Below are 20383 nucleotides of genomic sequence, written 5' to 3' on the forward strand. Positions count from 1 at the left end.
GATAACTAGGCTGTTCGTATGCTGACGCTGCTGCTCTACGTGCTCATCGTCGGGTTGGTCGCCGCCATGCTGTTCCTGGTGGCGAGCGCCGTATTCGGGCGGTCAGAGGAACTCGGTCCGTTACCCGCGGGCACCACGGCCACGGTGCTGCCCGCGCAGGGCGTGACGGGGGCCGACGTGCGCGCGTTGCGGTTCCAGCAGGTCGTGCGCGGCTACAAGGCCGGTGAGGTCGACTGGGCGCTGGGCAGGCTGGCCGAGCGCATCGACGAACTCGAGCTGGAGCTGGCACAGGTACGCCAGTGGCAGGCTCAGGTCGCATCCGGTCAGGACCGGCCGTGACCGAGCTCGCCGACGACGGGCTCATCCGCTGCCCGTGGTCGATCGGCTCCCCGCTCTACCGCGACTATCACGACACCGAGTGGGGCAAGCCGCTGCACGGCGACGACGCCCTGTTCGAACGGCTGTGTCTCGAGGCGTTCCAGTCCGGGCTGGCCTGGATCACCGTCCTGCGCAAGCGCCCGGCGTTCCGGGCCGCGTTCGCCGGCTTCGAGATCGCGAAGGTCGCCGAGTTCGGTGACGACGACCGTGCCCGGCTGCTGGCCGACGCGGGCATCGTCCGCAACCGCGCCAAGATCGACGCGGTGATCGCCAATGCCAAGGTTGCCCGGGACCTGCCGGTGAGCCTCGACGAGCTGCTGTGGTCCTTCGCGCCCGCGCCACGCCCGCGCCCGGCGGCGATCGCGGACGTGCCGGCCACCACACCCGAATCCATTGCTCTGGCAAAGGAATTGAAGCGCCGGGGCTTCGCTTTCGTGGGCCCGACGACGGCGTATGCCCTCATGCAGGCGACCGGGATGGTGGACGATCACCTGGAGGTTTGCTGGGTGCGCGCGGCCCCGAACGGAACCGACTCGGCAGTCACATTTCGTACTCAGGTGTCCGCCCGAGACGGCAATAGGGAAGAATAGGACCGGTGTGGCCCGCCGAACACCCGGCGAGCCAGAGAACAGGTGCGCACTCGACCGCGCAGATCTGGAGGGAGCAGAGGATGGCGGCCATGAAGCCCCGTACCGGGGACGGTCCCCTCGAGGCAACCAAGGAAGGTCGTGGAATCGTCATGCGGGTTCCACTCGAGGGTGGCGGGCGTCTGGTCGTCGAACTCACACCGGACGAGGCTGCGGCGCTCGGTGACGAACTGAAGAGCGTCACCAGCTGACCGCACTCACCGAGGTGGCCGCACTCCTGGCCTGCCCGGAGTGCGGAGACGAACTGCAACCGCGCGAACGCGCGCTGCGCTGCGGTACCGGACACAGCTTCGACATCGCCCGGCAGGGCTATGTCGGGCTGCTCACCGGCGCGTCGACGAAGATGACCGGCGACACCGCCGCCATGCTCGACGCCCGCGCCGCCTTCCAGGGCGCCGGGCACTTCGCGCCCATCGCCGCGGCGATCACCCAGGTTTTCGGCGCCACGACCCCGGGCTCCACGGACATCATGAGCTCGGACGGCGTAGGCAGGACCTCCGGTCCCCCCACTCCAGACGGCAGCGTGGTGCCCCACGGCGGCACGGCCGCGGCTCACACCGCGTCGGCCGAGAGCGCGGTACTCGAGGTCGGCGCGGGCACCGGCTACTACCTCGCAGCTTTGATGGATGCCGCGCCGGAGTCGGTCGGCATCGCCTTGGATGTGGCCAAACCGGCCGCCCGCCGGGCCGCTCGCGCACATCCGCGGATGGCCGCGGTACTCGCCGACGCGTGGCGCGGCCTCCCGATCCGCGACGACACCCTCACGGGCGTCCTCTCGGTCTTCGCCCCGCGCAACCCGGCCGAAGTCGCCCGGGTCCTGGCCCCCGGCGGCCGCTTCGTCGTCGTCACCCCCACCGCCCGCCATCTGAGCGAGCTGGTCGGCTCACTCGACATGGTCCGGGTCGACCCCGACAAGGAGCGCCGCCTGGCCGATTCCCTGTCGGGCTCCTTTACTCGCACCGCTCACACCCTCGTCGAGTTCCCCATGAAACTCGCCCGCGCCGACGTCACGAACGTCATCGCGATGGGCCCGTCCGCCTTCCACGGGACCCCCGCAGACGACCCCCGTATCGCGAGCCTGCCGGACATCACCGAAGTCACCGCGTCGGTGACGGTGTCGGCCTACGTCTCGACCTGACCGGCCGTACTTACCAACATCGTCCAGCCGCGCCTGGGGCGAGAACACCCTCCGGGAACCGCACTAGTTGCCGCTCAGCAGTCCTCGGCATGGATTCCGCGCAAGCCAAGTTCCCACTCGACACGAGCACCCGGCGTCCGCCTCACACGCGGAAGGTCCCCAATTCGTCTGTCGCGGGACTGGACACACCGACTAGCGCAGCACGCTCCGGTACACCTCGAGGGTCTGCGCGGCGATGCGCGACCAGTCGAACTCCGCAATGGCCCGCGCCCGTCCCGCCTCGCCGTAGCGAACCGCCAGGGCCGGATCGCCTGCCACCGCGTTCACCGCCGCGGCCAGTCCGTGCTCGTACTCTTCCGTTTCGGTGGCGTCGTAGTGCACCAGCCGACCGGTGACCCCGTCGTCGACGACCTCGGGAATCCCACCCACATCGGATGCCACCACAGCGGTCGCACAGGCCATCGCCTCCAGGTTGACGATGCCGAGCGGCTCGTAGACCGAGGGACAGACGAAGACCGCTGACGCGGCCAGGATCTGGCGGACCTGCTCGGTCGGCAGCATCTCCTTGACCCAGAACACATTGCCGCGCTTGCGTTGCAGCCCGTCGACGGCGGCCGCGACCTCGAGTTCGAGTTCCCTGGTGTCGGCGGCGCCCGCGCACAGCACCAGCTGGATATCGGGGTCGAAATCCGCGGCGGCGGCGAGCAGGTGGCCGACGCCCTTCTGCCGGGTGATCCGGCCGACGAACGACACGATCGGCCGGTCGGTACGAACCCCGAGCCGCTCCAGCACCGGCATCTCCTCGCCCGTGGGCGGACCGGGATGCCAGATGCCCGCGTCGATGCCGTTGTGCACCACGTGAACCCGCTCCGGGTCGATCGCCGGGTAGGCGTCGAGCACGTCGTGCCGCATCCCCTCGCTCACCGCGATGACAGCGTCGGCGTACTCCATCGCAGTGCGTTCCGACCACGACGACAGCCGGTATCCACCACCGAGCTGCTCGGCCTTCCACGGCCTGCGCGGTTCCAGCGAATGCGCGGTGAGCACATGCGGAATCCCGTAGAGCGCCGCCGCGAGATGACCAGCCAGTCCCGCGTACCAGGTGTGCGAGTGCACCACCTCGACCGCGCCCACCGCATCGGCCATCCGCAACTGCGCCGACATCATCTGCAGCGCGGCATTGGCGGCATAGAGCTCGGGATCGGGCCGATGAACGACGGCCCCATGGCGCGGCGCGCCCATGCAATGCACCGTCACCTCACACAGCTCCCGCAGCCTGGCGGTGAGCTCGGTGACATGCACACCCGCCCCGCCATACACCTCAGGCGGATACTCCCGGGTCAGCATGGCGACTCGCACCGATCCCGCCGGCGCCTGCTCGCTGTCGGTGCCAAAACTCACTGGTCCAAATTAGACCCTCGGGTCGACATGGGCCACCGTGGTGGCGCCCAGCCTGTACTTTGACAGGGTGAGGAGCCAGCCGCACGTACTCGGGATCGTGCTCGCCGGTGGCGAGGGCAAGCGCCTATTTCCGCTCACCGCCGACCGGGCCAAGCCCGCGGTTCCCTTCGGTGGGGCGTACCGGCTCATCGACTTCGTGCTGAGCAATCTCGTCAACGCGGGCTATCTGCGCCTGTGCGTGCTCACCCAGTACAAGTCGCATTCGCTGGACCGCCACATCTCGCAGACCTGGCGGCTGTCCGGCTTCACCGGCGAGTACATCACCCCGGTGCCCGCGCAGCAGCGGCTCGGCCCGCGCTGGTACACCGGCAGCGCCGACGCGATCATGCAGTCGCTCAACCTGATCTACGACGAGGATCCCGACTACATCGTCGTCTTCGGCGCCGACCACGTGTACCGGATGGACCCGGAGCAGATGGTCGCCAGCCACATCGCCTCCGGCGCGGGGGTCACCGTCGCGGGCATCAGAGTGCCGCGCAGCGAGGCGAGCGCGTTCGGCTGCATCGACTCCGACGAGTCGGGCCGGATCACCCAGTTCCTGGAGAAGCCCGCGCACCCGCCCGGCACGCCCGACGATCCGAACATGACGTTCGCGTCGATGGGCAACTACGTGTTCACCACCCGCGTGCTGGTCGACGCGATCCGCGCCGACGCCGCGAACTCCGACTCCGACCACGACATGGGCGGCGACATCATCCCGGCGCTGGTCGCGGCGGGCAAGGCCGCCGTCTACGACTTCGCCGACAACGACGTGCCCGGCGCCACCGAGCGCGACCGCGGCTACTGGCGCGACGTCGGCACCATCGACGCCTTCTACGAGGCGCACATGGACCTGGTCTCGGTGCATCCGGTGTTCAACCTCTACAACAAGCACTGGCCGATCCGTGGGGCCGCGGAGAACCTGCCGCCAGCCAAGTTCGCCCGCGGCGGCCTCGCCCAGGAGTCGATCGTCGGCGCCGGCTCGATCCTGTCGGCGGCCACCGTCCGCAATTCGGTGCTCAGCTCGAACGTGATGATCGACGACGGCGCCACCGTCGAGGGCAGCGTGCTCATGCCCGGTGTCCGGATCGGCAAGGGCGCGGTGGTGCGCCACGCCATCCTGGACAAGAACGTGGTGGTCGCCGAGGGCGAGATCATCGGCGTCGACCTGGACCGCGACCGCGAACGGTTCGCCGTCAGCAACGGTGGCGTGGTCACCGTCGGCAAGGGGATCTGGGTCGGTTAGCCCCGCGAGGCGCAGAGCAGCCCGTCGCCGATCGGAATCAGCACACTGGTGAGCTCGGGATTCTCCGCGATCGCCCTGGTCGCCGCGCGCACCGCCTGGGTGGCCGGATCGCGCTGGCTCTGATCGGGGACGCGACCGCCGAGCAGCGCGTTGTGCAGGATGAACGCGCCGCCCTCGCGCAGCAGCCGGACACCCTGTTCGACGTAGAGCGGGTGCTCCATCGGGGCCGCGTCGACGAAGACGAGGTCGTAGGCGCCGTCGGCGAGCCGGGGTAGCACGTCGAGCGCGCGGCCGTTGATGAGCCGGGTGCGCGCGGGCGGGATCTCGGCGGTGCGGAAGGCCTCCTTGGCCGCGCGCTGATGCTCGGGCTCGGAGTCGATCGTGGTGAGCGTGCCGTCCTCGCGCATGCCGTCGAGCAGCCACAACCCGCTGATCCCGGCTCCGGTGCCCACCTCGACGACCGCGCGGGCGCCCAGCATCTGCGCGTACATGCTCAGCACGGCGCCGACGGAAGCGGGCACCGGCACGGCGCCCAGCTCGGTGGCCCGCTCGCGCGCATCCAGGAGGACGTCGTCCTCGACGACGGACTCCTCCACATAGGCCAGGTTCCGCTCCACGTTCGATGCCACAGCTAAGAGGCTAGGCCACCGAAGGGGTCTGTGTGCTCAGCGAATACGCCGGTTCGACGATGTGTCGCGCACACATCACACAATTGCCAGAAGTTTGCGGAAAGGTCACGAAAGGCCTGGAACTGCTGGTTTCCCCTTGCCGGCGGAGCTAGGGTCAGCACGGGCGAGGATTCTCAGGACACACTCAGGATCTCCACATCTGCCCCATATCGGGGCAGGAAATAGTTGCCCTACGCAAGGCCAGCCGATCGCGGCGGGCACGAGACGCGGGAACAACCTCACACAGTTGCTGGTTGATTCCGATAGCAAGGTTCGTCGACCCGGACCGGCGAGGTTTCGTGCCAGCGGTCCCGAGTAGGAGGTGTCCCATCCCGATGGTAGACACGGCGCGTCACGCCACACTGCCCGACCAGACTCTCACGACCGATCTCACTGCCGCCGACGATGCGGAATTCGAAGCCGAACTCACCGGTACCGCGGCCTTCGACGCCACCGGTGACCGCACCGTCATGCCGTCGTGGGACGAACTGGTCCGCGAACACGCCGACCGGGTATACCGGCTGGCCTACCGCCTCTCCGGCGATGCGCAGGATGCCGACGACCTCACCCAGGAGACCTTCATCCGGGTGTTCCGCTCGCTGCAGAACTACCAGCCCGGCACCTTCGAGGGCTGGCTGCACCGCATCACCACCAACCTCTTCCTCGACATGGTCCGTCGCCGCAACCGCATCCGCATGGAAGCGCTGCCCGAGGACTACGACCGGGTCCCCGCCGAAGGCCCGACCCCGGAGGAGTCCTACCACGACGCACGCCTTGACCCCGACCTGCAGAAAGCGCTGGATTCACTGGCGCCGGAGTTCCGTGCCGCGGTGGTCCTGTGTGACATCGAGGGCCTGTCCTACGAGGAGATCGGCGCGACGCTCGGTGTGAAGCTGGGTACCGTGCGCAGCCGGATCCATCGCGGGCGGCAGGCACTGCGCGACTACCTTGCGCATAATGGAACTGAGCAGCGGTACTCCGCTGACGCCTACGCAAGGTGATGCCGTTCTCGGTATCACCGGGCCACTCGGTTGATGTCGGTCGGAAGGATGAACTCCGCATGAGCGTGGACCCAAGTACCTCAGGTCGTGGTCGAACCCCGCGCTTTCAGCCCACCGAGCACCTGGCCAGCGAGGCGATCGCGGCCTATGTCGACGGCGAACTGCGCATGAACGCGTATCTGCGCGCCGCCCAGCATCTTTCGGTCTGCCCGGAATGCGCGGCCGAGGTCGATGCCCAGCAGCAGGCGCGCATCGCGCTGCGCCGGGCCGCCGAAGTCGCCGTGCCGCGCAGCCTGCACGACAGCCTGACCCGCATCCCGCTGGCCGAACTGCTCGGGACCACGCCCGAACCGCCGCGCCGTAACGAGGCGATTCTCGGATTCATCACCGATTCCTTCACCGCGACCCGGTGGACAACCTGGCGTCGCAAGTAGAGTCTCGGACGTGACAGGCGAATCGACGAATTCCGGATCGACCGAACACGCGGATTCGGCGGCCGACCGGGGGAACCTGCGGCCGTCGGACGCGCCGAATCTCGGCCCGCGCCCGGTGTACCGTCCGCACATCGACAGCCATACCGCGCGTGCCTTCCGCCGCCCGAACGGCCAGAACGGCTCGTTCGCACCGCACGACCCGCAGCAGCAGGCCACGACCCCCGACGCCGATCAGCTGGTCACCCAGCGGCCGCCGGACGGCGTGCTGGCCGAGGCGTTCGCCCGGCCCGAAGGCTCCGATGAACTGCTGCAGCGCGAACCCGGCTCCGGCGAACCGCGACCTGGCATCGCCGGTCCGGTCGACCCGTGGCGTGATCCGGCCGCCGGCGCGCGCCTCGGCGCGCCCGCCGTCGAGACGCCCGAACCCGAACGTCTGCCCGTCGCCCCCAAGCTGACCGCCCGCGAGGTGCTGTTCGGCTCCCGCGTCGCGCCCAAGGCGCTGGCCCTGCTGGCCGCGCTCGCGCTCGGCATCGCCGTCGTCGGCGGGCTGGTCGGGCGGATCAGCGCCGAGACCGCCTCGACGCTGACCTCACGCAAGGTCACCCTCGACCAGAGCGCGGGCATCGAGGAGCCGCACAGCCGGATCGCCGCCGTCGCCAATGCCGTTCTGCCGTCGGTGGTCTCGATCCGGGTCACCGTCGGCGACAACGGCGCGACCGGTTCCGGCGTCGTGATCGACGGCGCGGGCTACGTCGTCACCAACAACCACGTGATCTCGATGGCCGCGACCGACAAGTCCGATCGGGCCGCCATCCAGGTGCAGTTCTCCGACGGCACCAGGGTGCCCGCCCAGATCGTCGGCCGCGACCCCAAGACCGACCTCGCCGTGCTCAAGGTCGAGGCCAAGAACCTGACCGTGGCCACCCTCGGCAAGTCCGCCGAAGTGCAGGTCGGCGACGACGTGCTGGCGGTCGGCTCCCCGCTCGGCCTGAGCAAGACCGTCACCTCCGGCATCGTCAGCGCCCAGCACCGCCCCGTGAAGCTGGCGGGCGAGGGCAGCGACACCAATGCCGTGATCGACGCCGTGCAGACCGACGCCGCGATCAACCCGGGTAACTCCGGTGGCGCGCTGGTCGACATGGAGGGCCGGGTGATCGGCATCAACACCGCGATCCGCAGCGAGACCGGCGGCTCGGTCGGCCTCGGCTTCGCCATCCCGGTCGACGTGATGACCGCCGTCACCCAGACCCTGATCCGCGACGGGCAGATGCACCACCCGGTGATCGGCCTGAGCGCGCGCACCAAGACCGTCGCCAACGAGGTGATGAGCGGCGCCGCCGTCGCCGACGTGGCCCCGGGCAGCCCGGCCGCGAAGGCGGGCATCGTCGAGGGCGACGTGATCGTCAAGATCGGCGACCGTGAGGTCACCGGCCCGGACGAGCTGGTCGTCGCCGTGCAGTCGCACAAGATCGGCGAGACGGTGAACGTGCAGTTGATCCGCGATGGCAGGCAGGTGGACGTGCCCGTCACCCTCGAATCCGACTGAGCTGGGCCGACGCGCGCCAGGTAACCTGAAATCGTGTTCAGCAACATCGGGTGGAGCGAGATGATGATCCTGCTCGTCGCCGCCCTCGTGATCCTCGGCCCGGAGCGCCTGCCCGGCGCGGTCCGCTGGACCACGCGTTCCCTGCGCCAGGTGCGCGACTACGCCAGTGGCGCCACCACCCAGTTGAAGCAGGAGCTCGGGCCGGAGTTCGACGAGTTGCGCAAGCCGCTGGCCGAGCTGAACGAACTGCGCGGGATGAGCCCGCGGGCGGCGGTCACCAAGCACCTGCTGGGCGGTGACGATTCGGTGCTGCGCGATCTGGAGAGCGCGGTGCCCGACCCACAGCAACTGTTCGGCGCGAGCAGCGGGATGCCCGGCGCTTCGCCCTCGCTGTCGAAGCCGCTGGACCGCAACGAGCGTCCCCCGATCGACTTCGACGCCACGTAAAACGGGCAGAACACACCGCACGGTCGGCATTTGCCACGGGGTCGCAGAGCCTCCGCACATCCCCGGCTACCTCGAAATATTGTGATTGCCACCAGACGAACATGATTACCGTTGTGCTGCAATACAGTTCGATGTCAACCGATATAGACACGGAACGCTGTCGAGCTGTCTAGACTTCGCACATGTCGGCCGATGACGTGGCACGAGTCTTCGCGATCGAGGACAAGGTCGAGAGACTCAAAGCAGCCACCGACGGGGTGGCGGCTGCCCAGCAGACCATCAACGAACTCACCAGGATCAGGCGCGCCGTGATCCGCGAACTCCATGCCGAGGGCTGGACGTTCGCCCGGATCGGCGCCGCGGCTGGACTATCCCGTGCGCGCATCCACCAGGTGAGCACACAGGGACCGGTCCCCGAGGGCCTGTTCTTCGGGCACGGCTCGCTGACCGTGCTCGCTCCCGAGGTCCGCGCGGGCAGGCTACTCGGCGCACCCGACCCCGCGGCCGCCGCGCGCCTGGCCGAGCTGCTGCGCCAGCTCGGCTTCGTGGCGAACGTGGAGACCTTCCTGCCCGGCAGGCCGATCGACCTCAATCGCGACGGCCTGGTGATCCTCGGCGGCCCCGAGCTGTCCCCCAGCCTGCGCCAGCTGGTCGTCGCCGATCCACGGCTGCGCCGGACCGTCACCCGGGCCGGCGACACCCGCCGCGGCATCGAGGACAGGGCAGCGCGCCGCGTGTACCGCCCCGGCGGCACCGAACCCCACGACATCGCCTACCTGGCCCGGCTGCCCCGCCCCGACCGGCGCGGCAGCATCATGCTGATCGATGGCCTGCATCCGCCCGGCTCGCTGGGCGCGATCCGATTGCTGGCGACCCGGCTGGCCACCCTGCACGAGCGTGCGAGCACGCATTTGTTCTCGGTCCTCATCGCGGTCCGGTACGACCGCACCACCGGCGAGCCTGTGGACGCCGACCTACTCACCCCGGTTTATCGGCATGAAACCGACCCGAGGTTGGCTACGACCCGGGTTCGTCCATAGTTAGATCTAAACTCGCCATGCTTTGTGATCTCCATCACGCTACTGTTATGGTTCACAAACTGTCCGCGATGGTTAGATTGCTAGCGAGTAACCGAGTGTGAGTAGGTGAGCGTCACATGTTCCCGTCTCCCGAGGCCAGCGCATGCCGGGTTCTGCCCGTCCGCGCGGCAGGCACGCCGGATCCACGGCCCGTCCCCCCGTTCGATGCCGAGCCGGCTGCTGCCGAGGTCGTCGTCGCCACCCATCGCGTCACCTACAGTGACCGGTTGAAGGTCTTCATCGGCCCCAACGAGGACGTGGACAGCTTTCTACGCCCGTTGCGCCGGATGGACGGTCATCAGCGCTTCGCGCTCGATCTGACCGCGCTCCCCGAGCCGATGCCCGCCACCGAGGTCACCGCGACGGTGAGCGCGGCGCGCGGCGATCTCGCCCTGCGGTGCACGGGTTCGGCCGACGCGATGACCCTGCAGCTACGCCTGACGGTCGACCACGTCACCCGCCGCTACACCCTCGGCTTCCCCGGCACCAGGCTCGGCCTGCCCACCGTGTACGTGCCGCACGGTGACGACGACACCTACGTCTATCCCGAAGAGGTGTTCACCGCCGAGCGCGCCGCCGAGATCTTCCGCGGTTTCTTCCACGACGGGATCGTGCCGGGCTGGCTGCAGCACCGCGAGATCCTCGACTGATCCGCGCGCGGACGCCGCACCGTAGCTAGGCTGGTCACGACGGTCACGACCCGTGGACGGTGGCCGCGGGAAGGCCGGTGCGCGATGCGTGATCTGCTCGGGCAGGTGCTCGACCTGCTTCCCGACGAGCCGGTGGCGCTGGCCAGAATCGTCGACCGCACCGGTGCGGGCCCCCGGGATACCGGCGCGGCGATGGCGATCACCACGGACGGGCGAGTCATCGGTTCGCTGTCCGGCGGCTGCGTCGAATCGGCGGTCGTCACCACGGCGGGCCAGGTCCTGCTCGACGGCCACGCGAGCACCGAACGCTTCGCCGCCGACGAAGAATTCACCGTCGGCCTCCCCTGCGGCGGCGAGATCGAAGTCTTCGTCGAACGCCTCGACCACACCGACCTCCCCCTGCTGCGCGACCTGCACACCGCCCTCACCGCGCACCAGCCCGTCGCCTACGCCACCACGCTCGAATCAACCCCCGATCGAAAAATCCTGCACCCCGGCGGGATCGAATCATGGCGCGACCTCGACCAGGATGCCGCCGCACTCCTCACCGCAGGCCACAGCGGCCTCATCGGCGCCCAGGACTGCACCCCCGCCGCCGCGACCCGCCCGCGCACCTTCGTCCAGGTCTTCCGCGCCCCCGCCCGCATGATCCTGGCAGGCGCCGACGACTACACCCGCGCCCTCACGGTGGCAGCCACCCAGCTCGGCTACCACGTCACCGTCGTCGACGCCCGCGAAACCTTCACCACCCCAGCCCGTTTCCCCGCCGCCGACGAGGTAGTCGTCGACTGGCCCCATCGCTACCTCACCGCGGAGAACGAAGCAGGCCGCATCGACACCCGCACCGTCATCTGCGTCCTCACCCACGACCCCAAATTCGACATCCCGACGCTGACAACGGCCCTCGACCTCCCCGCCATCGCCTTCCTGGGCGCCCTCGGCTCCCGCCGATCCCACGCCGACCGCACCCAGCGCCTGCGCGAACTCGGCCTGACCGACACCGAAATCTCCCGCATCCGAAGCCCCCTCGGCCTTGACCTCGCCGCCCACACCCCCGAAGAGACGGCGATCTCCATCCTCGCGCAAATCCTCGCCGACCGAGCCGGCGCCACCGCACTGCCGCTGACCGCGCTCGACGGCCCGATCCACCACCGCTCCTAGCTCGAACCTCCGGGATCTCTGTACACATCGACCGCACTTCGATACAGTTTGTTTCATAGTTATGAAACATTTTGTCTCGCAAGGAGGTTCCGTGCGCCCACCCGATCCCCGAACCGTGCGTAGTCGCGATGCCGCGCTCGCCTCGGCCAGGGAGTTGTTGGTAGAGCAGGGTCTGGCCGGTCTGACGCACGGCGCTGTCGCGATGCGCAGCGGGATCAGCCGGGCCACGCTGTATCGCCTCTGGCCGGAACCGGCCGATCTGGTGCGCGCCACCATCACCTGGCACATCGCCCTCGCGCAGTCACCGCCGACCGGTGATCTGCGCGCCGATCTCCTGACAGAACTGACGGGCACCCGCGCGATGCTCCACCAGCCGGCCAGCGAGCAGGCGATGCGCGTGCTGATCGAAAGAGCCGCTGTCGACCCGAAATTCGCGGAGGTCAAGGAGGCGCTGTACCGCTCGGGAACCCGGGTGGTGCGCTCGATCCTGGCCGATGCCGTCACCCGCGGCGACCTGCCCGCCGATCTCGATGTCGACCTGGCCGTCGATCAGCTGCACGGCCCCCTGTTCTTTCGCCGGCTCGTCGCCCACCGCACCTTCGACCTCGACTACGTGCACGCGGTCGTCGACGACTTCCTGCGCTGCCGCCCCACGAAAACCCCGCACCAGCAAGGACCTTCGTGACATGACCGCACGCCTGCTCGCCATCCTGGTCGCCGTCGTCACCGTCTTCGGCGCACTACTGGCCGATTTCGTCATTCCGGGTGGCGCCGACCAGCACCTGCGCAACGACGCCTGGCCGCCACACGCGAAATTCCACGACGCCCAATACATCGTCATGTCCATCCTGCTCGGCGCCCTGGCCCTGCTCCTGCTGGTGCGCCCCGGCGGCGCCACCCCGTCCCGGATCCGAACCTCCTGCGCCATCCTCGCCACCCCGTGGCTGGGCCTGCTGGCCGCCTTCCTGTTCCCCGGCACCGCCATCCAGGACCCCGAATTCGACAACCCCTCCCCGCTCGGCCTCCACCCCCAGGTCCTCTTGGCCGCGATCCTCCTGGCCGTCCTGACCACCGCCGCCGCACTCGTCGCCCGCGAGAACCACGTCAATTCCGTGGACCGACGCACAGGGTGAACCCGTGCTCGGTGTGGGTGAACAGGGTTGCCGGAATTCCCGCGCAGTCCTGCGGTCCGGTCGGCTTGCCCGGGAAACCGGCCACCTTCCGCAACACTCTTCCCATCGCCGCCGGGTCGGCGCAGGCGACCTTCTGCAGGCGGACCTCGTCGCCGAACCAGCCGACCTCCACTCGGCCTACGCACTGCCCGGATGTCACCCGTTGCATCGATTCGTCGACGGCGACCTGGTCACGGAGGTAGAAGAGGGTGACAACGCCGAACGCGACGACGAAAGGCAGGGCGAAGCCGAGGGCGCCCGGGCGGCGGAACAGCGGCTTGCCCGGGTCCATGGGGGGTGTGGCCCCAGTAGGTTTCGGGGGCGGGAAGTCCCGCAGTCTCATTCGCCAGAACCGGCAAACAGTACGGATCGGCGAAGGCGCCCGCAACCTGGGCAGCAGAAGGGCGCCTCGTCGAGGTGACGAGGCGCCCGGTGCGGTGGATTACGCCGCGACTTGTTCCGGGCGAAGGGTTTTCATCGGGGGGCGGTCTTCGAGGGAGACCTCGGTGGAGTGGGGGATGAATTCGCCGCCGATCAGGGGGAATTGGGTGAGGGCGGCGCCGGAGTCGGTGACGCCGCTGCGGCCGAGGGCGGTGCCGAGGATCTGGCGGCTCATGACGCCGAGGTCGGCGAGTGGGCGGTTGCGGTGGGTGCGCACGCCGAGGTTGACCTGGGTGATGGCATCCATGCCCAGCTGGTCGTAGGTGTCGAGGAGCAGGCCGATCTCGACGCCGTAGCCGGGGGCGAAGGGGACGGCGGTGAGGAGTTCGCGGGTGCCCGCGTATTCGCCGCCGAGGGGCTGCAGGACCTGGGAGAGTTCGGGGCGAAGGGCCGCGAGGAGGGGACGGGCGACGAGTTCGGTGACGCGGCCGCCGCCGTTGGCGTCGACGGACTCGCCCTGGCGCAGCGGGCGGCGATAGTAGGCCTTGGACAGGTGGGTGCCAGGCGTGGTCAGCAGGGGGCCGAGCAGATTGGGCACGAAGGCCGGGTCGGGGTCGATCAGGTCGGAGTCGACGAAGGCGATGAGATCGCCCGTCGTGCAGGCCAGCGAGCGCCACAGCGCCTCACCCTTGCCGGGGACCGGCTCGAGTTCGGGAACCGCTTCCTCGCGGGAGAACACCTCGGCGCCCGCCGCGCGGGCACGGGCGGCGGTGGCGTCGGTGGAGCCGGAGTCGAGCACGATCAGTTCGTCGACGAGCGTGCCGAGCAGCGGCCGGATACTGGCCACCACCTCGGCGACGGTGTCTTCCTCGTTCAGCGCGGGCAGCACCACCGAGACGGTGCGGCCTGCCTTGGCGGCGACGAGCTCGCCGACCGTCCAATCAGGGGTGTCCCAGGTGTGGGTGATGGCCCAGGCGGGCTCGCGGTGTTGGATTTTCATGCCAGACCTCGCAGAGTTCGTGCGGGGGGCCGGATGCCCTGGATCGCGGCGATCATGTCCACGACTCGCCTGGTTTCGGCGACTTCGTGAACCCGGAAGATTCGAGCGCCCGCGGCGGCCGACCATGCGGTCGCCGCCAATGTGCCCTCGACCCTCTCGGTCAGACCGACACCTAAAGTCTCCCCGATAAAATCCTTGTTGCTCAGTGCCATCAAGACTGGCCATCCGGTATTTACAAGACCGTCGATTCCGCGCAACAACTCGAGCCCGTGATAGGTGTTTTTCCCGAAATCATGGGTGGGATCGATCACGATGCCGTCCCGGCGCACACCAGCGGCCGCCGCGTTTTCCGCCGCGGCGACAACGGTCGCCGTCACCTCGGCCACCACATCGGCATAGCGGACCCGATGCGGGCGCGTACGCGGCACCGCGCCGCCGGTGTGGCTGCAGACGATGCCCGCGCCCGTCTCGGCGGCCACGTGCACCAGATCGGGGTCGGCGCCGGCCCAGGTGTCGTTGACGAGGTCGGCGCCGACACCGACAGCCGCCCGCGCGACATCGCTGCGCCAGGTATCCACACTGATCAACAGGTCGGGATACTTCGCCCGGATCGCCGCGACGAACGGGACCACCCGCCGCGTTTCCTCGACGGCGTCGACCGTGACGCCGGGGCCCGCTTTCACGCCACCGATATCGACCAGATCGGCGCCTTCGTCGACCGCGCGCGCCACCCGTTCCATGGCGGCCTCGTCGCTGAAGGTCGCGCCCCGGTCGTAGAAGGAGTCGGGGGTGCGATTCACGATCGCCATGACCAGGGCACGATCCGTCGCCACCGGCCGCCCGCAAAAGGTAGGCAGGGTCCACCTCTCCGCGACTTGTGCCGACAACTCAGCGCTGTCCCGCCTCCCCGCGACTTTTGCCGACGACTCGGTCCCGCTGCTGCTTGTGCTCCGGGCAGGCGGTTGTGCGTCTGGTCGGGGTCCGGGCGTGCCCGACGAGTTACCCATGTTCATGCGAAATCAGACGTTACCTTGCTACCGCGGCGCTTGACCGGCCGCGACGTCGGCCGCGTACCCGTCGTAGGCAGGCACGTACCCGGTAGCCGGACCCGACAGCACGTACAGCTGACTGTCCCCGTCCACGGCATAGCCCTGCTTACGCAACTCCACCTTGCGGCTCTTGAACGTCGAGGTCTGCTCCAGCTCCGCCACCACCCGCACGAACAGCGGGATCGCGTACATCGGCAGTCGCTGGTAGACCGTCGCCGCCAGCGCCTTTCCGTCGAACTCCGCACCGGGATGCAGGGTGACCGCGGCCATGCCCGCCTTGCCGTCGGTGCCGGGGATGTCGACGCCGTAGACGACGGCCTGGGCGATGCTCTCGTCGTGGTCGAGCGCGCCCTCGACCTCCGTGGTCGCCACGTTCTCGCCCTTCCAGCGGAAGGTGTCACCGAGCCGGTCGACGAAGGCGATGTGCCAGAAGTGCTGATCGCGGACGAGGTCGCCGGTGTCGAACCAGCAATCGCCCTTCTTGAAGCCGTCGCGGACCAGCTTGGATTCGGAGGCCCGCTTGTCGGTGTAGCCGTCGAAGGGCTGGCGGTCGTTCACCTTCGCCAGCAGCAGACCGACCCCGCCCGAGCGCACGCGGCGCAGTTTCCCGTCGCTGCCGCGGCGAGCCCTGCCGGTCTCGTCGTCGTATTCCACGACCGCGTACGGCAGCGGGCACAGTCCCGCGGTCCGGTCGAGGCCGAAGGCATTGACGAACGCCAGCGGCGCCTCGCTCGACCCGTAGAACTCGACCACCCGGCCGATCCCGAACCGCCTGCGGAACTCGTCCCACAGTTCCGGCCGCAGACCGTTGCCGACGGCGAGGCGCACCCGGTTGTTCTTCTCGGCGGGCCGCACCGGCTGGTTGAGCAGGTACCGGCACAGTTCGCCGATGTAGATGAACGCGGTCGCGCGCTCGCGGGCGATCTCGTCCCAGAATCCCGACGCCGAGAACTTGCGGCTGAGCACGTAGGTCGCCTCACCCGCCAGCACCGCCGACAGCGCGACCGTGAGCGCGTTGTTGTGGTACAGCGGCAGGCAGCAGTACAGACCGTCGTCCGCCCGCAGCCGCACGCCGAGCCCGCCGAGCCCGGCCATGCTCTTGGTCCAGCGGTAGTGGGTCATCACGCTGGCCTTGGGCAGGCCGGTGGTGCCGGAGGTGAAGATCAGGAACGCCCGCTCGCCCGCGGTGACCTCGGTACACACCGCCGGGTCGGCATCGGGTGCGGTGCGGGCGGATTCGGCCAGTTCCTCGGCGGCGAGCACGTTCGCGGCTGGCTCCGGCAGCGAGTCCAGCGCCTCGGCGCATTCCTCGCCGACCACGGTGAGCACGCTGTCGAGCAGGCCGATGCTGTGCGCGAGCACCTGGTCACGCTGGTTGTAGTTGAGCAGGCCGGCGCTGCCGCCGAGCTTGAGCACGGCGAGCACCGTGAACAGGGTCTCCGGCCGGTTGGTCATCAGCACGCCGACCACGTCACCGCGCCGCACACCGCGCGCGGAAAGCACTGCCGCGTACCGGTTCACCTCGCTGTTGGCGGCGCGATAGGTGTAGGAGCGGCCCTCGAAACGCAGGAACACGCGGTCGGGCCTGCGGTGGGCGACCCGCTGGAAGTACAGGCCGATGGAGGCTTTGGCCTTGGGCCCCACCAGCATTCCGCGCGCGTTGCGCAGCATGCCCGGCGCGTCGAGCGCCATCCCGGGCAGCGCCTTGGCCAGGTCGAATACGGTCACGGTCGAGCGGGCGTCGTTGCTCACGTCGAATCTCTCCTAGCCGGCCACAGCCGGTTTCAGCGCAGCGAATGCGGCGGGCAGGTCGGCGGCCACGGTGAGGCGGTCGCGCGCCAGTGATGTCACCATTCTGCGTTCGTACAGTTCATCGATCCAGCGGAACAGCCCGCTGTAGAAGCCGTTCGCGTCCAGCACGACAACGGGTTTGGCGTGCTCGCCGAGGTAGCCGCCGGTCCACGTCTCGAAGAACTCCTCGAGCGTGCCGATCCCACCCGGCAGCGTGAGAAACGCGTCGGATCGGGCCTCCATCAGCTGTTTACGCTGACGCATGGTGTCGGTGACGAGCAGTTCGCCCGCGTCGACATCGGCGACTTCGGAGTGCACCAGGTGTTTCGGGATCACCCCGACGGTGTGCGCACCACCGGCGCGCGCCGCGGTGGCGACCGCGCCCATCATCGACACGTGACCGCCGCCGGAGACCAGTTGCCAACCGCGCCGGGCGATCTCGGTGCCGACGCGCGCGGCCAGGCTGATCAGATCGGGATCGGTGGTGCTGGCCGAGCAGTACACGCAGACGGAGTAGGGCGCGCTCACCACTTGTCCTCGGTGCCGAGACGCTCGATGTTCGCGTGGTTGCCGGTCTCGCCCTGGATGATGCGCACGACCTCGTCGACGCTGTCGGTGAGCTGGATCAGGTCCAGGTCTTCGGGGGAGATCTTCCCCGAGCCGGCCAGCGAATCGCGCAGCCAGTCGACCAGGCCCGACCAGTAGGCGGTGCCGAACAGGATGATCGGGAACCGGGTGATCTTGCGGGTCTGCACCAGGGTCAGCGCCTCGAACAGTTCGTCGAGGGTGCCGAAGCCGCCGGGCAGGCAGACGAAGGCCTGCGAGTACTTCACGAACATCGTCTTGCGCACGAAGAAGTACCGGAAGTTGATGCCGAGATCGACCCAGTCGTTGAGACCCTGCTCGAACGGCAACTCGATACCGAGCCCGATCGAGTAGCCGCCCGCCTCCGACGACCCGCGGTTGGCGGCTTCCATCGCACCCGGTCCGCCACCGGTGATCACCGCGAAACCGGCCTTGGTGAGCGCGGCGCCGATGGCCCTGCCCGCCGCGTACTCGGGATCGGTGCTCGGCGTGCGCGCCGAACCGAACACGGTGACCGCGGGCGGAACCTCGGCGAGCGCGCCGAAGCCCTCGACGAATTCGGCCTGGATCCGCAGCACCCGCCACGGATCGGTGTGTACCCAGTCGCTGTCCTGCCGGGTGTCGAGCAGGTTCCGGTCCGCGGTCCGCACGCCGGGTTTGCGGTCCCGCCGGAACATCACCGGCCCACGGAACTTCGCCGTGGGTTTGACCTTCCCGGCCTGGTCAGCGGAATCGGTAGACATACCCCCACGCTACTGGGTCCGAGTCGCCGGCAGTCGTCAGTGGGCTGACAGGTAGGTGCGCAGCATCGCGGTGACAGCGGTGATCTGGCTCAGCGGGACGTGCTCGTCGCGCTTGTGGGCCAGATTGGGGTCGCCGGGGCCGAAGTTGACGGCCGGGATGCCGCGGGCGGCGAAGCGCGAGACATCGGTCCAGCCGTACTTGGCGCGGACGCCGCCGCCACCGTGGGCATTGACCGAGTCGATGAGGGTGCGCGCGGCGGGCGCGGTGAGGCCGGGCAGCGCGCCGGGCGAGGAGTCGGTGACCACGAAGTCGATATCGAGTCCGTCGAACACCTCGCGCACATGGGCGATGGCCTGCTCGACCGTGCGATCGGGGGCGAAGCGGAAGTTCACGTCCACCTCGGCGGCATCGGGCACCACATTGCCCGCGACCCCGCCGGAGACACGCACGGCCGACAGGCCCTCGCGGTACACACAGCCGTCGATGTCGACCTCGCGCGCCTCGTAGGCCGACAACCGGGCCAGCACCGGCGCGAGCCCGTGGATCGCGTTGACGCCGAGCCAGGCCCTTGCCGAATGCGCGCGCACGCCCGAGGTGCTCAGCCGCACCCGCAGCGTGCCCTGGCAACCGGCCTCGATCCAGCCGCCGGAGGGTTCGCCGAGGATCGCCAGGTCACCGTCGAGCCATTCCGGCAATTCCCGTTCGATACGGCCGAGCCCGTTGTGTTCGGCGGCGATCTCCTCGGCGTCGTAGAAGATCAGCGTCAGGTCGTGCGCCGGCTCGGCGATGGTGGCCGCGAGGTGCAGGAACACCGCGTCGCCGGACTTCATGTCGACGGTGCCGCAACCGAACAGCACCGGCTCCCCGGCCACCGTGTCCGGGCGGCTCGGGACGTTGTCGGCGATCGGCACGGTGTCCAGATGTCCGGCCAGAATCACCCGCGTCGGCAGCCCGCGGTGGGTCCGCGCCAGCACCACGTTGCCGTGCCGCAGCACCTCGAACCCGGTGGTCTGCTCCCGTAATGCCTGCTCGACCAGATCCGCGATCTTGGCCTCGTCCAGCGACACGCTGGGGACGTCGACCAGGGCGGCCGTCAGCTGAATGGGGTCGGCATGCAAATCGAAAGTCACCTCTCGACAGTAGTACGGACACCGACCGACTGAGCGAACCAAGGGCAAATATTACAATTGTTTGACGATGAACCCCCTTGCGCGGCAATGGAATTCCGCCGCGCTAGCGTTCTCGCGCTGCCTTTATCCGGGCGGCTGGAAACGGAGGGATTCACACGAAATGAAGTTCGGAAAGATCACTACCGCTGCATTCCTGGCGATCACCGCGATGGGGATTACCGCGGCCACCGCCAATGGTCAGCCCGCCGTGGCGACCGAGCAGCCTGCCGTAGTGGCTTCGGGGGGCGCGACTTCTGGGGTTACCCACGGCATCAACTACACCACCGCGGTGTCGCCCGCCGACAAGACCATCACCTGGGCGGTCGACAGCGGCCGGTTCGTGCTCGCCGCCGACGGCTCCGCGGTGCAGCTGCGCACCGAGGACGGCGTGACCGTCGACCAGGCGCCGCTGCGCTCCGAGGTCGCCGGGCTGCCGATCGCGGTCACGCCGCAGATCAGCGAGGACGGCCGCACCGTCAAGCTGGCCGCGTCGATGACGCAGGAGGACACCGCGAAGCTGGGCAACGTCGCGGGCCTGAAGGACATCAGCTCCTACGACCGGCTGATGGAGCAGGTCAACAAGAACCTGCCCGGCATCGTCATCGGCGGCATCATCGGCGCGTTCGTCCCGTTCCTGTGGCTGATCAGCATCCCGGC

At 68.9% G+C, this 20383-nt stretch carries 24 protein-coding genes; 15 read left to right on the forward strand and 9 right to left on the reverse strand.

The features are described 5' to 3' along the window. Positions 1–18: 18 nt before the first annotated feature. The 4 genes from ACFWF2_RS02775 (at position 19) to ACFWF2_RS02790 (ending at position 2163) form a co-directional block, all read left to right on the forward strand. Entirely contained in the window at positions 19–339 is a 321-nt protein-coding gene (locus ACFWF2_RS02775) for a DivIVA domain-containing protein (protein ID WP_379303908.1), read from the forward strand. Beyond that, positions 336–968, forward strand: coding sequence for a DNA-3-methyladenine glycosylase I (locus ACFWF2_RS02780; RefSeq protein ID WP_379303910.1), 633 nt, complete (start codon positions 336–338; stop codon positions 966–968). Before ACFWF2_RS02775 ends, ACFWF2_RS02780 begins: the two co-directional genes overlap by 4 nt. An 80-nt stretch (positions 969–1048) precedes the next feature. Next, entirely contained in the window at positions 1049–1216 is a 168-nt protein-coding gene (locus ACFWF2_RS02785; RefSeq protein WP_011211259.1) for a DUF3117 domain-containing protein, read from the forward strand. Between the two features lie 14 nt (positions 1217–1230). Next, positions 1231–2163 carry a putative RNA methyltransferase gene (locus ACFWF2_RS02790; RefSeq protein ID WP_379303912.1) on the forward strand — a complete coding sequence of 311 codons (933 nt, stop codon included), beginning with the start codon at positions 1231–1233 and terminating at the stop codon, positions 2161–2163. A gap of 192 nt (positions 2164–2355) precedes the next feature. On the opposite strand, the gene glgA is transcribed toward ACFWF2_RS02790, so the two are convergent. Beyond that, positions 2356–3522, reverse strand: coding sequence for a glycogen synthase (gene glgA / locus ACFWF2_RS02795; RefSeq protein ID WP_379303959.1), 1167 nt, complete (start codon positions 3520–3522; stop codon positions 2356–2358). A gap of 109 nt (positions 3523–3631) precedes the next feature. Between glgA and glgC the strand changes: the two genes are divergently transcribed. Further along, positions 3632–4849, forward strand: a complete 1218-nt coding sequence (gene glgC, locus ACFWF2_RS02800) for a glucose-1-phosphate adenylyltransferase (protein WP_379303914.1) — start codon at positions 3632–3634, stop codon at positions 4847–4849. Here the strand turns inward: glgC and ACFWF2_RS02805 are convergent. Further along, positions 4846–5478, reverse strand: coding sequence for an O-methyltransferase (locus ACFWF2_RS02805; RefSeq protein WP_379303916.1), 633 nt, complete (start codon positions 5476–5478; stop codon positions 4846–4848). The genes glgC and ACFWF2_RS02805 overlap by 4 nt on opposite strands. Positions 5479–5852: 374 nt before the next feature. On the opposite strand from ACFWF2_RS02805, the gene sigE reads away from it, so the two are divergent. The 9 genes from sigE (at position 5853) to ACFWF2_RS02850 (ending at position 12968) form a co-directional block, all read left to right on the forward strand. Further along, positions 5853–6518 carry an RNA polymerase sigma factor SigE gene (sigE, locus tag ACFWF2_RS02810; protein ID WP_379303918.1) on the forward strand — a complete coding sequence of 222 codons (666 nt, stop codon included), beginning with the start codon at positions 5853–5855 and terminating at the stop codon, positions 6516–6518. A gap of 59 nt (positions 6519–6577) precedes the next feature. Then, positions 6578–6952 (forward strand): zf-HC2 domain-containing protein, encoded by a 375-nt coding sequence (locus ACFWF2_RS02815; RefSeq protein WP_379303920.1) that lies wholly within the window; start codon positions 6578–6580, stop codon positions 6950–6952. A 10-nt stretch (positions 6953–6962) separates the two neighbouring features. After that, positions 6963–8498, forward strand: coding sequence for a S1C family serine protease (locus ACFWF2_RS02820; RefSeq protein ID WP_379303922.1), 1536 nt, complete (start codon positions 6963–6965; stop codon positions 8496–8498). Between the two features lie 33 nt (positions 8499–8531). Then, a complete protein-coding gene (tatB, locus tag ACFWF2_RS02825) occupies positions 8532–8945 on the forward strand; it encodes a Sec-independent protein translocase protein TatB (RefSeq protein ID WP_379303924.1) in 414 nt (137 codons plus the stop codon). A gap of 182 nt (positions 8946–9127) precedes the next feature. Continuing rightward, a complete protein-coding gene (locus ACFWF2_RS02830; protein ID WP_379303926.1) occupies positions 9128–9985 on the forward strand; it encodes a hypothetical protein in 858 nt (285 codons plus the stop codon). 116 nt (positions 9986–10101) lie between these two features. Beyond that, positions 10102–10674 carry a hypothetical protein gene (locus ACFWF2_RS02835; RefSeq protein WP_379303927.1) on the forward strand — a complete coding sequence of 191 codons (573 nt, stop codon included), beginning with the start codon at positions 10102–10104 and terminating at the stop codon, positions 10672–10674. 84 nt (positions 10675–10758) lie between these two features. Further along, positions 10759–11835, forward strand: coding sequence for an XdhC family protein (locus ACFWF2_RS02840; RefSeq protein WP_379303929.1), 1077 nt, complete (start codon positions 10759–10761; stop codon positions 11833–11835). 91 nt (positions 11836–11926) lie between these two features. Next, positions 11927–12520, forward strand: coding sequence for a TetR/AcrR family transcriptional regulator (locus tag ACFWF2_RS02845; RefSeq protein ID WP_379303931.1), 594 nt, complete (start codon positions 11927–11929; stop codon positions 12518–12520). A gap of 1 nt (position 12521) precedes the next feature. Beyond that, positions 12522–12968, forward strand: a complete 447-nt coding sequence (locus tag ACFWF2_RS02850; protein ID WP_379303933.1) for a DUF6640 family protein — start codon at positions 12522–12524, stop codon at positions 12966–12968. Here the strand turns inward: ACFWF2_RS02850 and ACFWF2_RS02855 are convergent. The 7 genes from ACFWF2_RS02855 to dapE all read right to left on the reverse strand — a co-directional run bounded on the left by ACFWF2_RS02855 (position 12940) and on the right by dapE (position 19687). After that, a complete protein-coding gene (locus ACFWF2_RS02855) occupies positions 12940–13299 on the reverse strand; it encodes a hypothetical protein (protein WP_379303935.1) in 360 nt (119 codons plus the stop codon). The genes ACFWF2_RS02850 and ACFWF2_RS02855 overlap by 29 nt on opposite strands. Before the next feature lie 150 nt (positions 13300–13449). After that, on the reverse strand, positions 13450–14388 hold the full coding sequence (locus ACFWF2_RS02860; RefSeq protein ID WP_379303937.1) for a glucosyl-3-phosphoglycerate synthase: 939 nt from the start codon (positions 14386–14388) through the stop codon (positions 13450–13452). Continuing rightward, on the reverse strand, positions 14385–15395 hold the full coding sequence (gene folP, locus ACFWF2_RS02865; RefSeq protein WP_379303961.1) for a dihydropteroate synthase: 1011 nt from the start codon (positions 15393–15395) through the stop codon (positions 14385–14387). The genes ACFWF2_RS02860 and folP overlap by 4 nt, the downstream gene beginning before the upstream one ends. Positions 15396–15422: 27 nt before the next feature. Then, positions 15423–17189 carry a long-chain-acyl-CoA synthetase gene (locus ACFWF2_RS02870; protein ID WP_379303939.1) on the reverse strand — a complete coding sequence of 589 codons (1767 nt, stop codon included), beginning with the start codon at positions 17187–17189 and terminating at the stop codon, positions 15423–15425. A gap of 12 nt (positions 17190–17201) precedes the next feature. Beyond that, positions 17202–17756 (reverse strand): TIGR00730 family Rossman fold protein, encoded by a 555-nt coding sequence (locus ACFWF2_RS02875; RefSeq protein WP_379303941.1) that lies wholly within the window; start codon positions 17754–17756, stop codon positions 17202–17204. Continuing rightward, entirely contained in the window at positions 17753–18556 is an 804-nt protein-coding gene (locus tag ACFWF2_RS02880; protein WP_379078240.1) for a TIGR00730 family Rossman fold protein, read from the reverse strand. Before ACFWF2_RS02880 ends, ACFWF2_RS02875 begins: the two co-directional genes overlap by 4 nt. A 36-nt stretch (positions 18557–18592) precedes the next feature. After that, positions 18593–19687: a succinyl-diaminopimelate desuccinylase gene (dapE, locus tag ACFWF2_RS02885; protein ID WP_379303944.1), complete on the reverse strand. Its 1095-nt coding sequence runs from the start codon at positions 19685–19687 to the stop codon at positions 18593–18595. Between the two features lie 160 nt (positions 19688–19847). Here dapE and ACFWF2_RS02890 point away from each other — a divergent pair. Next, a partial coding sequence (locus ACFWF2_RS02890) for a hypothetical protein (RefSeq protein WP_379303946.1) occupies positions 19848–20383 on the forward strand: 536 nt, incomplete at its 3' end.

It is taken from the genome of Nocardia sp. NPDC060259 (genome assembly GCF_042728775.1).
GTDB lineage: Bacteria > Actinomycetota > Actinomycetes > Mycobacteriales > Mycobacteriaceae > Nocardia.

Excerpts from the sequence above, each read along its gene's own strand:
- ACFWF2_RS02775 (WP_379303908.1), top strand. The coding sequence starts at position 19 with ATGCTGACGCTGCTGCTCTACGTGCTCATCGTCGGGTTGGTCGCCGCC.
- ACFWF2_RS02785 (WP_011211259.1), top strand. The coding sequence starts at position 1,049 with ATGGCGGCCATGAAGCCCCGTACCGGGGACGGTCCCCTCGAGGCAACC.
- sigE (WP_379303918.1), top strand. The coding sequence starts at position 5,853 with ATGGTAGACACGGCGCGTCACGCCACACTGCCCGACCAGACTCTCACG.
- ACFWF2_RS02815 (WP_379303920.1), top strand. The coding sequence starts at position 6,578 with ATGAGCGTGGACCCAAGTACCTCAGGTCGTGGTCGAACCCCGCGCTTT.
- ACFWF2_RS02830 (WP_379303926.1), top strand. The coding sequence starts at position 9,128 with ATGTCGGCCGATGACGTGGCACGAGTCTTCGCGATCGAGGACAAGGTC.
- ACFWF2_RS02835 (WP_379303927.1), top strand. The coding sequence starts at position 10,102 with ATGTTCCCGTCTCCCGAGGCCAGCGCATGCCGGGTTCTGCCCGTCCGC.
- ACFWF2_RS02840 (WP_379303929.1), top strand. The coding sequence starts at position 10,759 with ATGCGTGATCTGCTCGGGCAGGTGCTCGACCTGCTTCCCGACGAGCCG.
- ACFWF2_RS02850 (WP_379303933.1), top strand. The coding sequence starts at position 12,522 with ATGACCGCACGCCTGCTCGCCATCCTGGTCGCCGTCGTCACCGTCTTC.
- ACFWF2_RS02855 (WP_379303935.1), bottom strand. The coding sequence starts at position 13,299 with ATGGACCCGGGCAAGCCGCTGTTCCGCCGCCCGGGCGCCCTCGGCTTC.
- ACFWF2_RS02860 (WP_379303937.1), bottom strand. The coding sequence starts at position 14,388 with ATGAAAATCCAACACCGCGAGCCCGCCTGGGCCATCACCCACACCTGG.
- folP (WP_379303961.1), bottom strand. The coding sequence starts at position 15,395 with ATGGGTAACTCGTCGGGCACGCCCGGACCCCGACCAGACGCACAACCG.
- ACFWF2_RS02880 (WP_379078240.1), bottom strand. The coding sequence starts at position 18,556 with ATGTCTACCGATTCCGCTGACCAGGCCGGGAAGGTCAAACCCACGGCG.